The 14,818-nt window shown below is 51.8% G+C and carries 10 protein-coding genes and 1 tRNA gene; 5 read left to right on the plus strand and 6 right to left on the minus strand.

Annotated elements, in window-relative coordinates; genetic code table 11:
- Positions 1-4: 4 nt before the first annotated feature.
- The 3 genes from yejM to LH23_RS20975 all read left to right on the plus strand — a co-directional run bounded on the left by yejM (position 5) and on the right by LH23_RS20975 (position 3,084).
- Positions 5-1,768 (plus strand): LPS biosynthesis-modulating metalloenzyme YejM, encoded by a 1,764-nt coding sequence (gene yejM, locus LH23_RS20965; protein WP_039295476.1) that lies wholly within the window; start codon positions 5-7, stop codon positions 1,766-1,768.
- 76 nt (positions 1,769-1,844) lie between these two features.
- A tRNA-Pro gene (locus tag LH23_RS20970) sits at positions 1,845-1,921 on the plus strand.
- Between the two features lie 161 nt (positions 1,922-2,082).
- The gene (locus LH23_RS20975) at positions 2,083-3,084 is read left to right on the plus strand and encodes a glycosyltransferase family 8 protein (RefSeq protein ID WP_052050399.1); all 1,002 of its coding nucleotides are present in this window, start codon (positions 2,083-2,085) and stop codon (positions 3,082-3,084) included.
- A gap of 42 nt (positions 3,085-3,126) precedes the next feature.
- On the opposite strand, the gene mgtE is transcribed toward LH23_RS20975, so the two are convergent.
- The 6 genes from mgtE to LH23_RS21005 all read right to left on the minus strand — a co-directional run bounded on the left by mgtE (position 3,127) and on the right by LH23_RS21005 (position 10,615).
- A complete protein-coding gene (mgtE, locus tag LH23_RS20980) occupies positions 3,127-4,554 on the minus strand; it encodes a magnesium transporter (protein ID WP_039295478.1) in 1,428 nt (475 codons plus the stop codon).
- Between the two features lie 108 nt (positions 4,555-4,662).
- The gene (locus LH23_RS20985; RefSeq protein WP_039295481.1) at positions 4,663-6,309 is read right to left on the minus strand and encodes a multidrug ABC transporter permease/ATP-binding protein; all 1,647 of its coding nucleotides are present in this window, start codon (positions 6,307-6,309) and stop codon (positions 4,663-4,665) included.
- A gap of 83 nt (positions 6,310-6,392) precedes the next feature.
- Positions 6,393-7,034: a DNA oxidative demethylase AlkB gene (gene alkB / locus LH23_RS20990; RefSeq protein WP_039295483.1), complete on the minus strand. Its 642-nt coding sequence runs from the start codon at positions 7,032-7,034 to the stop codon at positions 6,393-6,395.
- Positions 7,034-8,107, minus strand: a complete 1,074-nt coding sequence (ada, locus tag LH23_RS20995; RefSeq protein ID WP_156108076.1) for a bifunctional DNA-binding transcriptional regulator/O6-methylguanine-DNA methyltransferase Ada — start codon at positions 8,105-8,107, stop codon at positions 7,034-7,036. The genes alkB and ada overlap by 1 nt, the downstream gene beginning before the upstream one ends.
- A 73-nt stretch (positions 8,108-8,180) precedes the next feature.
- Entirely contained in the window at positions 8,181-9,227 is a 1,047-nt protein-coding gene (gene apbE / locus LH23_RS21000) for an FAD:protein FMN transferase ApbE (RefSeq protein WP_039295485.1), read from the minus strand.
- A 290-nt stretch (positions 9,228-9,517) separates the two neighbouring features.
- Positions 9,518-10,615: a porin OmpC gene (locus LH23_RS21005; RefSeq protein WP_039295487.1), complete on the minus strand. Its 1,098-nt coding sequence runs from the start codon at positions 10,613-10,615 to the stop codon at positions 9,518-9,520.
- Between the two features lie 838 nt (positions 10,616-11,453).
- Between LH23_RS21005 and rcsD the strand changes: the two genes are divergently transcribed.
- Positions 11,454-14,117 carry a phosphotransferase RcsD gene (gene rcsD, locus LH23_RS21010; protein WP_231560157.1) on the plus strand — a complete coding sequence of 888 codons (2,664 nt, stop codon included), beginning with the start codon at positions 11,454-11,456 and terminating at the stop codon, positions 14,115-14,117.
- 16 nt (positions 14,118-14,133) lie between these two features.
- A complete protein-coding gene (gene rcsB, locus LH23_RS21015) occupies positions 14,134-14,784 on the plus strand; it encodes a response regulator transcription factor RcsB (protein WP_038480967.1) in 651 nt (216 codons plus the stop codon).
- The last annotated feature ends 34 nt before the right edge of the window (positions 14,785-14,818 follow it).

A 14,818-nucleotide genomic window follows, 5' to 3' on the forward strand; every position in this document is an offset into this window, starting at 1 on the left:
AGTTATGGTGACTAACCGTCAGCGCTACCGCGAAAAAGTTTCCCAGATGGTCAGTTGGGGACACTGGTTCGCCCTGTTTAATATCCTGCTGGCCATGCTGCTGGGTAGCCGCTATCTGTTTATCGCCGACTGGCCAACGACGCTAACGGGGCGAATTTATTCCTACGTGAGCGTCGTCGGGCACTTCAGTTTTTTGGTTTTTGCCGCCTATTTACTGCTTATCTTTCCGCTGACGTTTATTGTCATGTCGCAGCGCCTGCTGCGCTTTATCAGTGCGGCCTTAGCGACAGCGGGCATGACGTTACTGCTGATAGACAGCGAAGTTTTCACGCGCTTCCACCTCCACCTGAATCCCACCGTCTGGGAGCTGGTGATTAACCCCGATCAGGGGGAAATGGCCCGCGACTGGCAGCTAATGTTTATTAGCGTGCCGGTGATTCTGCTTATTGAGATGCTGTTTGCGACGTGGAGCTGGCAAAAACTGCGCAGCCTCGGGCGTCGTCGGCAATATGCGCGCCCTTTAGTGATACTGTTCTTTATCTCTTTCTTTAGTAGCCACCTGATGTATATCTGGGCGGATGCTAACTTCTATCGCCCTATTACTATGCAGCGGGCGAATTTGCCGCTCTCATACCCAATGACTGCGCGTCGCTTCCTTGAAAAACACGGCCTGCTGGATGCACAGGAATACCAGCGCAGGCTTGTTGAGCAAGGTAGCCCGGAGGCACTCTCGGTCCAGTATCCGCTGAGTAATTTGCAATTCCGCGATATGGGGATCGGCAACAATGTGCTGTTGATTACCGTTGACGGGCTGAATGCTGGCACCGTGAGCAAAGATATGCCGGCGCTGAAGGCATTTGCCCACGATAATATCCGCTTTACACAGCACATGAGCTCCGGGAATAACACCGACAGCGGCATCTTCGGTCTGTTCTACGGTATTTCCCCGGCTTATATGGACGGCGTGCTGTCAAACCGCACCCCTGCCGCACTGATTACGGGTTTAAATCAGCAGGGCTACCAGCTTGGCCTGTTTGCATCCGACGGCTTTAACTCGGCGATGTACCGCCAGGCCCTGCTGTCTGATTTCTCGCTGCGCCCGGCCAAAAACCAGACCGACAGCCAGACGGCGTCACAGTGGATTAGCTGGCTTAACCAGTATGCTTCCGAGGACAATCGCTGGTTCTCCTGGGTCGCCTTTAACGGCACCAGTATTGACGACAACGGTAACCAACAGGGCTTCGAGCAACGCTATTCCCGCGCAGCCGGTAACGTTGATGAACAAATCAAACGCGTCCTTGATGCGCTGGAAGCGGCAGGTAAACTGCAAAACACCGTGGTGATTATCACCGCAGGGCACGGTATTCCGCTCGGCAATCAGCGAGACTCTTTTGCCTGGTCGCGCGCGCGGATTCAGGTTCCGCTCGTGATTCACTGGCCAGGTACACCGGCGCAGACCATCACCAAACTCACCGATCATCAGGATGTGATGACCACCCTGATGCAGCGCCTGCTGCACGTTAAAACGGCGGCCAATGAGTATTCCCAGGGTGAAGATTTATTCGCCGCAACGCGTCGTAATAATTGGGTGATTGGTGCAGACAATCAAACCCTGGCCGTGACAACGCCTGAGATGACGCTGGTGCTCAATAACAACGGCAACTATCGGATGTACGATCTGCAGGGTAAACGGATCAATGAGACCAAGCCGCAGCTTGATTTGCTGCTGCAGGTGCTGACCGACGAGAAGCGCTTTATCGCCAACTAATTGTTTATTTATAAGACAGTTAGCCGCGTATTCCCTTGCAATCAACGTGGAAGAATGTACTATTATTCTCCTGCGTCGGCACGTAGCGCAGCCTGGTAGCGCACCGTCATGGGGTGTCGGGGGTCGGAGGTTCAAATCCTCTCGTGCCGACCAAATAAACATTGAAAACCAGCCTCTTACGGCTGGTTTTTTTACATCTGAAAACCCTGTATCCAACAGGCAAAGAAAAGTACCTGCCCTTCCGCATAGCGCGGATTTTTGACATATTAGCAAGCCAGGGAACAGTCCTGCAGAACACAATAGGCTAATCTGAAATGGAACATATTGTTAAATATATTGTTAGTAATGAGTATTGCGAATCAGGACAGGATGAAGAGGTTCACGATGTCGTTTATAGCATCGACAAGAACTTTTTATTAGGCGCTGCAGTCTCCGCCACATCATTACTCATCAATAGTCGAAAAAAATTTAACTTCCATTTCTTTACAGATTTTTTGAGCAGCGAACATCTCGAAAAATTTAACGCGCTGGCACAAAAATTCCAGACTAACGTTTACCTCTACCTGATCGACAAAACCTCTTTTGAAGATTTTCCAGTGCGAGCTAAATGGACTATTGCAACCTACTACCGCTTTATCGCATTCAACTATTTATCCGCCACAAGGAAAACGGTTCTCTATCTGGATGCAGATGTGATGTGCAAGGCCAGCCCTGATGAGCTGCTTGATATCAAGTTAGGAGAGAAATATGCCGCCGTGGTGCCCGATCTGGATTCAGTACAGCAAACATGTGAGAGGCGCCTTGGGCTGCCGGGCATGGAAGGTAACTACTTTAATGCCGGGATGATTTACCTGAATCTCGAACAGTGGCGGCGAAATCACTTTACCGAAAAAGCGCTGGCGATGATTGGCGATAAAACTACAGAATACAGCTTCCTGGACCAGGATGTACTGAATATTCTTTTCCATAAAAACAGCCTGTTGTTACCAGGAAAATATAATCAGATTTATGACGCGGCACACCATTTTGGGCTCAAAACGTCACACCAGCCTGACAAGGCCATCACCGATGAAACGGTCTTTATTCACTACACCAGCGGCTCAAAACCCTGGCTACAGTGGATGCGCTACCCGGCATCCCTCTATTTTGATATTGCCTTCGAGCAATCGCCATGGAAAGGGCTGCCGCTGCAGGATGCACACACGGTAACTCTTCTTAAACTGCGTTCTAAACACGAATATCGTCAGAAGAAGTATCTCGCCAGCCTTATCACGCAGATAAGGTATGTTGTGAAAAAACTAGGTCTGAAGAAATAAAACCTGTGATGCCCTGAGCATCTATCAGGGCATTATTTCGGCTTACAGCAGGAAAAGCGTAGCCAGTCCAAGGAAGATGAAGAATCCGCCGGTATCGGTTATCGCCGTGATCATCACGCTTGAGCCGACGGCAGGATCTTTGCCCAGTTTGGTCATCGTCATCGGAATCACTACGCCCATCAACGCCGCGACCAAAAGATTCAGGATCATCGCCAGCGTCATCACGCCGCCCATCGCCGCATCGTTATACAGCAGCCATGTGACTGCCCCCATCACACCGCCCCAGACCAGCCCGTTGATCAACGCCACGCCCAGCTCACGCAGCATCAGGAAGGAGATGTTACCCGCCTGAATATGCTGGAGCGCCAGCGCACGCACAATCATGGTGATCGTCTGGTTACCAGTGTTACCGCCGATGCCCGCCACGATCGGCATCAGCGATGCCAGCGCCACCAATTGCGAAATAGTATGTTCAAATAATCCAATCACGCGTGAGGCCACAAACGCCGTGCAAAGGTTAATGGCAAGCCATGCCCAGCGGGTGCGCACAGCTTTGCTGACGGGTGCGAATACGTCCTCTTCGGTGCTCAGGCCGCCCATGCGGCGCAGATCGTTGTCGGTTTCCTCGTACACCACGTCAACGATCTCATCCACCGTTAAGCGCCCCATCAGCTTGCCGGTGCTGTCAATCACTGCGGCACTGATCAAGTCATCACGTTCAAAGGTACGCGCGGCCTGTTCGTCATGATCTTCCGGTGCGAAACAGGTGGGATTGTCGTCCATCACCTTCAGCACCGGCGTTTGCGGCGAATGCAGTAGTATCGCGGTAAGATCCAGCTCGCCTAAAAGCGTTTTATCCCGGCTGGTGACAAACAGCTTATCGGTATTCTGCGGCACCTTGCCGCGAATACGAAGGTAGCGCTGCACAACGGCAAGGGTGACATCAGGGCGCACAGTGATCACTTCAAAATCCATGATCGCACCAACGCTGTGCTTGTCATAATGCAGGATCTGGCGAACTTGCGTGCGCTCATTCTGCGGCAGCGTGGCCAGCAAACGCCCGACCAGATCGCGAGGGAGGTATTGTGCCAGATAGATCTGATCGTCAATATCCAGCGGGCGCAGCGCATTAAGCAGCGCTTTATCGCTCATATCTTCAATCAGGTCATCCCAGACCGTTTCTGAAGCTTCAACCAGCACGCTACCGCGCCGGTCTTCGGTCACGAGGCTCCATAGCGCTAAACGTTCTTCCGTTGGCAAGGCTTCCAGGACATCGGCGAGATCCGGCGCGGGCAGTCGCCCAACCAGCGTCACTATCTCGGCGATGTCCTGCTCGGCGCTTTGTGTTTCAGCGAAAGGCTCTTTGGCCAGAATACCGCTGGCAACGGCTTTGTTGGTCAACAGAATTTGCAGGATGCGGGCCCGGTCCTGGTCACGCTCTTTGGTACTGTACTTCTGAATGGCGGTCATAAATAACTCCCCGGAAACGACGAGTTAGTTTATAGCCTGACGAGATGAAGAAAACAAAAAACCAGCCTTAATTAGCTGGTTTTTTTACTTTGTTTAGGTGGCGCTGACTTAATGACTCGTTCTTGCCACGGCATCACGCGAAGCTTGTGCCCTCTCGTCGCCGATCAACTCTCTGAGCTGGCCCTGACGCATTTCCAGAAGCCGGTCTGCATGGATGAAGTAGTGATCGTCATGGCTGATGGCAAAGACCGTTTTCCCCATTTGCTGCATTAACGGCAGCAAGACCTGGTAGAACTCACGGCGGAAATGGGGATCCTGATCGGCGGCCCATTCGTCCAGCAGGATAATATCGCGCTCTTCCGCTATCGCCAGCAGCAACGCAACACGCTTACGCTGGCCCTTTGATAGCTTCAGGTTGAGAATGGTGCCGTTGTCCAGCTCCAGCTTACTGCTCATTTTCAGGCGCTCAAGCCAGCTATTGATAAGATCTGGATTAGCCGGTTTACCCTGTGGCCCTAACAGACGATCGAACAGCCAGATATCGGTGAATACTGCTGAAAACAGTTTACGATAGTCATCCTGCGCCTGCGTCTCAACACGTTGGCCATCAAGATAAATCGCCCCACTGACAGGCTGATAGAGCCCCGTCAGCAGCATGGCCAGCGTGGATTTCCCGCTGCCGTTACCGCCAATCAGAAACAGCAGCTCCCCTCGCTTGATAGTGAGATTCAGCGGGCCAACGCTGAAGCTATTATCCCCGTACTGAAACACCACATCACGCATTTCAAGCTGCTGCCAGTTTCCAGCCGTTGTCGAACGGGGGAAATGAGCATCGTACGGCGCAAGCTGGAACTTATTTAGCTTATTGAACGCAACCTGGGCGCTCAGCAGCGTGGGCAACGCCCCGACAGCAGAAAGGAGCGGCGTGCGCAGGAATAGCAACGTTAAAGAAAAAGTGGCCGCCACGTTGGTATCGGACCAGCCCAGGCTGTTAGCCATGTAGAACACCAGGCCAATCGCGCCCAACATCATGATGTTTGACCAGTTAACGGCACTAAGGTGGTAAGTATCTGCCCGGATAATATTGTTTCGATAATCGGCGGCGTGGGGCGTATAGGTGTCTTCATAAATTCGCTCAGCACGCTCGCGGTTCAGGGCCAGCTCCTTACGCCCCTCGATGACGGTTTGATAATCATGATAGAGCTTGTCTTCGATTTCACGAAGCTGGGCCATATGCTTGTATACCCGCGCCACCAGCAAGTATCCCCCCACAATGGTGATAACCAGCCACACGGTAGTTACACCCAGCATTTTAGGGGACAGCCAGGCGAGGTAAGCCGCAGAGCCAATAGCCAGAATAATCCCCTGCACCAGCTCAGGCAGTCGAACAAAGGCAATCGTAATATTACGCACGTCGCTGGTTAACCCCGCCAGCAGTGCCGCGCTGCCCAGTTGCTCTACGCGTTCAACATCGGTATCCATCAGGCGCTTGATAAACTCGCTGCGCAGGCGAAAAACAAAATGGTGACCAAGGGTGGTTAACGCCAGCTGCGAGCCGAGCGTCACTGCCATCAACAACAAAAGCAAGCCCAGAAACTCCGGCAAGACAGCCAGGGTAAGATCGGGGGTTTCAATCAGACGCTGGTTAATGAACGCGATCAGGCCAATGCCCAGCGCCGCACTTGCCAGGCTTAACGCCATGACCATTAAAAAAGGCCAGCGATACTGGCGATAAACCACACGAAGTAGCTCCATTGTTTCCTACCTGCAAAATAAAACAGCGAGCAGTTTAAACGGCTCGCCGCCCACATCAAGAATAATTCTTATTTTTATTCGTCTTACGAAGCGCGGCGGAAGGTCAGGTTGTAGCGGAATTGATCGGTGAGAGGATGAAAACCGGGTTTGAGGGGCAGAATACCGTGATAAAAAAGCCTTGAGAAGCCTCCCCATACCACAACGTCACCATGCTCCAGCATGACACGCTGCAAAGGATCTCCGCGCTGCAGGCCGCCAAATTGAAAAATGGCAGGTAAGCCCAGCGAGACAGAAACAATGGGCTGGCGCAGATTAGGCTCGTCTTTATCCTGGTGGAGAGAGAGTTTTGTGCCTGCGGCATAGCGGTTGATCAGGCAGGCATCGGGTTCAAAATCAGGGTACCCGGCGGCCATTGAGGCTCGATGGCAAATGGACTGAAATACCTCAGGAATTGGCGGCCACGGCTGCCCGGTCAGCGAGTCCTGAGGCGAATACAAATAGCCATGCTGATTGGTGCTCCAGCCTAACGCGCCGCAGTTTGTCATTGCCACCGACATCGTGTACCCGCCGGGCGTCACCATATGGCGGAAAGGCGCCTGCTGAGAGACCTGCAGAACGCCGGCCATCAGCGCGGCGGCCTCTTCCCGCGCAAAGCGCCGCAGGATAGTCGCCCCCTCGGCAAGTGGCTCTTCCCACGGTGCATCATCAGCAAACAAATCCAGCATTATTCTTTCTGCCTTCTCGTTTCGTTTTCCAGTAGCTGACGCTTGCGCTCTACGCCCCAGCGATAGCCGGACAGCCCTCCGTCGCTGCGGATAACGCGGTGGCATGGAATGGCAACCGCAAGCGTGTTGGCCGCACAGGCACCTGCCACGGCACGTACAGCTGCGGGTTTACCTATACGTTCAGCCAGCTCGCTATAGCTAACGGTAGATCCAGGCGGAACGGCTCGTAGCGCCTGCCATACCTGCTGCTGAAATGCCGTCCCTCGAATATCCAGCGGCAACGAAAATTCAGCTGTGGGCGATTCGATAAAGCTAATGACCTGCGCCACGCGTGAAGCGAATCCCTCATCACCGGGCGTAAGTTGTGAAGAAGGAAATTCAGTTTCCAGCTCCACAATAAGCGTTTCAGCGTTCTCACCCAGTAAAATTGCGCAAATACCGCGCTCGCTTTCCGCCACCAGAAATTCGCCTAATTGGCAGGTACCGACCACAAATTGCACGTTAGCACGAGCCCCGCCCTTACGGTACTGGCTTGCCGTCATGCCCAACGCAGCATCCGCCTGGTGGTAATACGCGCTGCCAGACTGGAAACCCGCATCAAAAATAGCGTTGGTGACCCCCTTCCCTTGAGCAAGCCCTTGACGCAAACGGCGAGCGCGATGGGCTTTTTGCCATGCGTTTGGCGTCAGGCCCGTCACACTTTTAAAAAGCCGATGGAAGTGAAAGCTGCTCATGGCGACCCGCCCGGCAAGCTCATCAAGGGTCAACGGAATCTCACTGGATTCAATAATCCGGCAAGCCTCTTCAATGCGCGCCACACGCTGGAGCTCAGGAGCAAGCTTGTCAGGCTGGCAGCGTTTACAGGAACGAAAGCCCGCCTCAAGCGCCGCTTCAGGTGTGGCATAGAACGCTGTATTTTCACGCAGCGGACGGCGAGCGCTGCAGGAGGGCCGGCAGAAAATGCCGGTTGTTTTGACGGCAAACACAAATTGCCCGTCAGCCTGTGCATCGCGCTGTTCCACGGCCTGCCAGCGCTGTTGTTCTGTGATATACCCGTTTGTCTGTTTCATCATCGCGACCTCGTGCTTAACTTAACGATACCATCATGGCAGCACAGGCCGGATGAAAAACTCGTGTTCTTGCTTTTTAATTTTTTTCGTCAAGCAGGAAGGTTTTGAACTGCGGCGACATCCAGCTCCGGAACCCGTCCCCTTCTTTGCTGATAAGGTAAACGGCCAGGCCTTCTTTCTCCGCAACCTGTTTGGCTTTTTCTTCCCCCAGGACCATCAGCCCTGTGTCCCAACCATCCGCTTCCATCGCCGTTGGCGCAATGACGGTGGCGGAGACTAATTTGTGCTCTATTGGCCGCCCGGTTTGAGGGTTAATAATGTGGGAAATACGCTTGCCGTCCAGCTCGTAATAGTTGCGGTAACTGCCCGAAGTACTGATCCCGTGGCCGTTGATATCAACCATCGCCTGCACGGCATTTTCCCGATCGGTGGGTTTCTGAATAGCCACCCGCCAGGCTTTCCCTGCCGGATTAGTACCGCGAGTGGTCACTGCTCCACCCACAGAAACCAGGTAACGACTAATCCCATTTTGCTCCATCAGGCGGGCAAGATGATCGGCGGCGTAACCTTCCCCGATAGTCGACAGATCAACATACAATCCGGGCAGATCCTTTTGTAGCCACTGCTTACCGGCAGCATTCACCACCTTCAGGTGCTGTAATCCGGTTAAGGCTTTGGCCGCATCAATTTGTGTCTGGTTCGGCGTGTGCAGAGGCTGTTTATCTGGCCCGAAGCCCCACAGATTGACCAAAGGCCCAACCGTAATGTCCATCGCCCCGTCGGTTTTCGCGCCAATGCGCAGCGACATCGTGACGATATCGCTCATCGCCTCGCTCACCGGATACGGCTCAGTGCTGGTGGATTGATTAAAAAGGGAAAGCGCAGAGTCTTTTTTCCAGGTCGACATCAGCCGATCGTCGGCATCAAGCTGATCCTGAATTTTTTTCTGCAGCGCAGCTTTCTGCGCATCATCGACATCCGCCAGGCTCACGCGCCAGTAAGTCCCCATGGTTTTACCTTCGAGCACCAGGGCCTTTGTAGCATCAGGCTGAGCGTTATCACAACCTGACAGAGCGAAAAGAGCTAGGGCAAGCCAGCCGCGGCGAATAATGCGTAAATCCATGGTGTCATTCTCCAGTTTCGGGCTTGTAAGGGTACAGCAAAAGCTATCTGGAGCGGGAGTAAGCGGCGAGTCATTGAGGTTTGAGACATAAAAAAGGCGCCTTGCGGCGCCTTTATCGGTGCTGACAAAGTGGGAAAAAGCGTGGTTTTTCCCACTTTGTGGTTATCAGCCGAAAATCAATGAATTGATTTTCCCGTTTTCTTAGCGAGCACTCTGGTATTTCTTCTATCAAAAAAGAGCGTGAGGCATAAAAAAGGCGCCTTGCGGCGCCTTTATCAGCTTGAGCGGAATTAGAACTGGTAAACCAGGCCTACACCCACAACGTCATCGGTACCGATGCCAGCAGCCTGAGTGAAGTCATTTTTGTCCAGCAGGTTGATTTTGTAGTCAACATAGGTGGACATGTTTTTGTTGAAGTAGTAAGTCGCGCCAACATCAACATATTTCAGCAGGTCCTGGTTGCCGTAACCATTGCCCAGGTCTTTGCCTTTAGACTGCAGGTAAGCCACGGACGGACGCAGACCGAAGTCAAACTGGTACTGAGCAACAATTTCGAAGTTCTGTGCTTTGTTAGCAAAGCCCAGGTCGCCAGCGCGAGTTGCATTGTAGGTCTGGGTGTACTGCGTTGCCAGATAGATGTTGTTCGCGTCGTATTTCAGGCCGCCGGTGTAGGTGGTTGCATCGTCACCGTGACCCAGCTGACTCGCTGCGTTCTGGTCTGTAGTACGTTTAGAGCTGGAAATTGCAGAACCAACGCTGAAGCCTTCACCCAGTGCATAGGTCAGGGAGCCGCCGAAGCCGTCACCGTTCTGTTTCAGCACGTCACGACCATTGTTGGTAGAACCTTCGCCGCTCTGGCTACCGTTTTTACCCTGGTATTGCAGAGCAAAGTTCAGGCCATCAACCAGACCGAAGAAGTCAGTGTTACGGTAGGTGGCAACGCCGTTAGCACGCTGCTGCAGGAAGTTGTCAGAACCGTAAGTATCGCCACCGAATTCTGGCAGAACGTCGGTCCAGGAAGTGACATCGTAAACTACGCCGTAGTTACGACCGTAGTCGAAAGAGCCTGCCTGGCCAAATTTCAGACCAGCGAATGCCAGACGAGTCCATGCCTGCTTGTCAGCAGACTCAGTGTTGTTCGCCTGAACGTTGTATTCCCACTGGCCGTAACCGGTCAGTTGGTCGTTGATCTGAGTTTCGCCTTTGAAGCCGAAGCGAACGTAAGTTTGGTCGCCGTCAGCGCTTTTGTCGTTGGAGAAATAGTGCAGACCATCAACTTTACCGTACAGGTCTAATTTATTGCCGTCTTTGTTGTAAATTTCGGCTGCGTTTGCAGCGCCTGCTACCAGCAGAGCTGGTACCAGAAGGGACAGTGCTTTAACTTTCATCTTATTAACCCTCTGTTATATGCCTTATTTTATTTACCACTGCTTACTGATTAACCCTCTAATCAGTCGGCAAATTCATTGTCCAAAACAAATACAGAATAATCCAATAAGAATATGATACGAAAACTATATAGATGTTTCATTTATCAATATAGATGTATCAAAATGTAAATAAGAGGGAACTTTTTTTAGCACGAATAGCTAAAAATATAAGCATCAATAATCAAAAAATAATAGTAATCCAATAAAATCAATTAGTTAAACAACAAATAAAAAAGTAGCACTGAATGATAATTTTTTTCTTAACTTAGGCGATAGAATCATTATCGCTATCATCATTAACTTTATTTATTACCGTCATTCGAATCTGAATGTCCGTTTACCCCTATTAGTACCGGATGCTTGCATCCGGTTTTTTTTTTACCCTTCTTTACACAACTTTAATATCCTTGTGCTACCCACGCAATTTGTAACGCTTGTTAATTAATCAACCTGCTTTTTTTCTCCATATTTCATAGGAAACACGGATTTTTCTTAAAAAAATATATCCCTCCTGACTGACACATCACTCATCAATATTTGTACAAACATCCTTCAACTGTACAAATTGCCTGCAAGACTTAACGCAAATTATTATTTAAGGATTTTTCCTAAGAATCAGTCACCTGAAAAAAAACCGAGAACCCCTTATACTGCGTCAGACTGCTGACGACACCGTCATATAAAGGTATTCTTATCCGCTGCAAGCGCTAAAATGCTAAGGCGAAACGGCTCACTAAAACAGTTGGGCTCTCTATCATCCAGGATTGGCGAGGCTTCGCCGGGTTGCATACATACAATGAGCCAGTCTGAAAATATGTCTCTAAATAAGTTCTCACTGTTCCCCGGCAACATCACTCGCTTCTTTCTGCTGCTGATCATTGTCCTGCTTGTCTCGATGGGCGTGCTGGTGCAAAGCGCCGTCAATGCCTGGCTAAAAGATAAGAGCTACCAGATTGTCGACATCACCCACGCTCTGCATAAGCGGGTAGAAACCTATCGCTATGCCACGTGGCAAATCTACGACAATATTGCTACTGCGCCTGCTTCCTCTGGGGAAAACCTACAGGAAACCCGCCTGCGTCAGGACGTCTACTACCTCGACAAACCACGCAGCAAAACCGAAGCGCTGATCTTTGGCTCCCATGACAGCTCTACGCTGGAAATGACGCAGCGAATATCCAGCTATCTGGACACGCTATGGGGGGCTGAAAGCAGCCCGTGGTCGATGTACTACCTCAACGGCCAGGACAACAGCATGATTCTGGTCTCGACGCTGCCGCTCAAAGATCTTTCCTCCGGGTTTAAAGACTCCGGCGTCGGCACCATCGTGGATTCACGCCGAGCGGAGATGCTGCAGCAGGCCAATGCTCTCGACGAACGGGAAAGCTTCTCGCCTCTGCGCAAACTTAACTGGCAAAACGGCCATTATTTCACGCTGAGAACCACGTTTAACCAGCCAGGACATCTGGCTACCGTGGTCGCATTTGATCTGCCGATTAACGACCTCATCCCGCCCACCATGTCGCTGGACAGCTTCCAGTTGGATCCTGACGAGCGCCAGCGGGCAACAGCGGCGACGACAGCAGATAAGGACGATCCTGACAGCGTCAGCATTAACTTTAATAGCGCACGCATTGAAATCACGGCGCCGGTAGCGACAACGCAGCTACAGCTGGTGTGGCAAGTCCCATTTGGCACGCTGATGATGGACACGCTGCAAAACATTCTGCTGCCGCTACTGCTGAATATTGCGCTGCTCGGGCTGGCCGTTTTTGGTTTTGCGACCTTCCGTCAGCAGCCACAGCGGCAGGCCGAAAGCAATCCAGGGAATGGCGAGCTGCAAATACTGCGTGCGCTAAATGAAGAGATTGTCGCGATCCTTCCGCTTGGACTGCTGGTGCATGACCTCGACGCGAACCGTACTGTGATCAGCAATAAAATTGCCGATCACCTGCTTCCTCACCTGAATTTGCAAAATATCATTTCAATGGCGGATCAACACCAGGGCGTAATTCAGGCCACGGTCAATAACGAGCTGTATGAGATTCGCCAGTTCCGCAGCCAGATAGCACCGCGCACACAGATTTTTGTTATCCGGGACCAGGATCGTGAAATTCTGGTGAACAAGAAGCTCAAACAGGCCCAGCGCCTGTATGAGAAAAATCAGCAGGGCCGGGCCGCCTTTATGCAGCATATTGGAGAAGCCCTTCAGCTTCCAGTTAAGCAACTGGCGGAACATGCCGCAGAAATCAACGACAGCAAGCATCTGCAGCTGGCCAACGATGCCCAGACCATTGTCCGCCTGGTCGATGAGATCCAACTGCTTAATATGCTGGAAGCCGACAGCTGGAAAACCAGCGCCAGCGAGTTTTCTATTCAGTCGCTGGTTGATGAAGTCGCGCTGTCGATGCTGCCGATTATCAAGCGTAAAGGGCTACAGCTGCTCATCAACAACAATCTGCCGGCAGATGAAAAACGCCATGGCGACAAAGATGTGCTGCGTAAAATCCTCGAGCTGCTGCTGCACTATTCCGTAACCACAACGCAGATTGGCAAAATTACGCTTGAGATTAGCGAAGAAGAAGCCGGGCCGGATCGCCTGCTGTTCCGCGTGCTGGATACCGGCAACGGGATCGGCAACGGAGAAGTGGATAATCTGCACTTCCCGTTCCTCAACGAAACCAGCGAAGACCGCTACGGCAAGGCCAATGGTCTCGCGTTTTATCTCTGCGATCGTCTTGCGCGCAAGCTGGGTGGTCATCTGAACATCAAAACCCGCCCGGACATCGGCACGCGCTATAATTTACACATCAGAATGAACGCCGAGCCGCAGGCAGATTCGCAGGACGAGAAGCTGCTGGATGACGTTGTGGCGATGCTGGATATCACCTCCAATGAGGTGCGGACAATTGTCACCCGCATGCTGGAAAACTGGGGCGCTAACTGCATTTCCCCGGACGAAAGGCTCGCGAGTCAAGACTTTGATATCTTCCTCACTGATAATCCGTCTAATCTTACTGCTTCGGGCTTGCTTTTAAGCGATGATGAAAACGGGATGCGGAAGATTGCACCTGGCCAGTTCCGGGTAAACTTTAATATCAGCAATGCAATGCAGGACGCCGTTCTGCAGCTGATTGAAAACCAACTGGCGGAAGAAGACACACCGGATTCGCCTCTGGGCGGCGACGAAAACGCTCAGCTGCACGCCAGCGGTTATTACGCGCTGTTTGTCGACACGGTACCGGAAGATGTCACCAGACTGTATACTGAATCTGCAGCGGGCGACTTTGCCGCTCTGGCTCAGACTGCGCACCGCCTGAAGGGCGTGTTTGCGATGCTGAATCTGGTGCCCGGCAAACAGTTATGTGAAACGTTGGAGCATCACATTCGTGAAAGCGATGCTCCAAACATACAAAAATATATCAGCGACATTGATGCTTACGTCAAAAGTCTGCTGTAGCAAGGTAGCCTATTACATGAACAACATGAACGTAATTATTGCTGACGACCATCCGATTGTTCTGTTCGGCATTCGCAAATCTCTTGAGCAGATCGAATGGGTGAATGTTGTCGGTGAATTCGAAGACTCCACGGCACTTATCAATAATTTACCAAAACTTGAAGCCAACGTTCTGATTACCGATCTGTCCATGCCTGGCGACAAATACGGTGATGGCATCACGCTGATTAAATACATCAAGCGTCACTTCCCGGACCTGTCGATCATCGTGCTGACCATGAACAACAACCCGGCTATCCTGAGTGCCGTGTTGGATCTGGACATTGAAGGAATTGTACTGAAACAGGGTGCGCCGACCGATCTGCCAAAAGCCCTCGCCGCGCTGCAGAAAGGCAAAAAATTCACCCCTGAGAGCGTGTCCCGCCTGCTGGAAAAAATCAGCGCTGGCGGTTATGGCGACAAACGCCTCTCACCGAAAGAGAGCGAAGTGCTTCGCCTGTTCGCAGAAGGCTTCCTGGTGACCGAGATCGCCCGCAAGCTGAACCGCAGCATCAAAACCATCAGCAGCCAGAAAAAGTCTGCAATGATGAAGCTGGGTGTGGAAAACGATATTGCTCTGCTGAACTATCTCTCGTCCGTGAGCCTGACGCCGGCGGACAAAGAATAATTTCTGCCTCAACCAAATAAAAAGCCCCGCATTT

It is taken from the genome of Cedecea neteri (assembly GCF_000758305.1).
In the GTDB taxonomy this organism is placed as follows: domain Bacteria; phylum Pseudomonadota; class Gammaproteobacteria; order Enterobacterales; family Enterobacteriaceae; genus Cedecea; species Cedecea neteri_C.

What these genes read in the sequence shown, in the direction of transcription:
- yejM (WP_039295476.1), top strand. Translation starts at nt 5, where the DNA reads ATGGTGACTAACCGTCAGCGCTACCGCGAAAAAGTTTCCCAGATGGTC.
- LH23_RS20975 (WP_052050399.1), top strand. Translation starts at nt 2,083, where the DNA reads ATGGAACATATTGTTAAATATATTGTTAGTAATGAGTATTGCGAATCA.
- mgtE (WP_039295478.1), bottom strand. Translation starts at nt 4,554, where the DNA reads ATGACCGCCATTCAGAAGTACAGTACCAAAGAGCGTGACCAGGACCGG.
- LH23_RS20985 (WP_039295481.1), bottom strand. Translation starts at nt 6,309, where the DNA reads ATGGAGCTACTTCGTGTGGTTTATCGCCAGTATCGCTGGCCTTTTTTA.
- alkB (WP_039295483.1), bottom strand. Translation starts at nt 7,034, where the DNA reads ATGCTGGATTTGTTTGCTGATGATGCACCGTGGGAAGAGCCACTTGCC.
- ada (WP_156108076.1), bottom strand. Translation starts at nt 8,107, where the DNA reads ATGATGAAACAGACAAACGGGTATATCACAGAACAACAGCGCTGGCAG.
- apbE (WP_039295485.1), bottom strand. Translation starts at nt 9,227, where the DNA reads ATGGATTTACGCATTATTCGCCGCGGCTGGCTTGCCCTAGCTCTTTTC.
- LH23_RS21005 (WP_039295487.1), bottom strand. Translation starts at nt 10,615, where the DNA reads ATGAAAGTTAAAGCACTGTCCCTTCTGGTACCAGCTCTGCTGGTAGCA.
- rcsD (WP_231560157.1), top strand. Translation starts at nt 11,454, where the DNA reads ATGAGCCAGTCTGAAAATATGTCTCTAAATAAGTTCTCACTGTTCCCC.
- rcsB (WP_038480967.1), top strand. Translation starts at nt 14,134, where the DNA reads ATGAACAACATGAACGTAATTATTGCTGACGACCATCCGATTGTTCTG.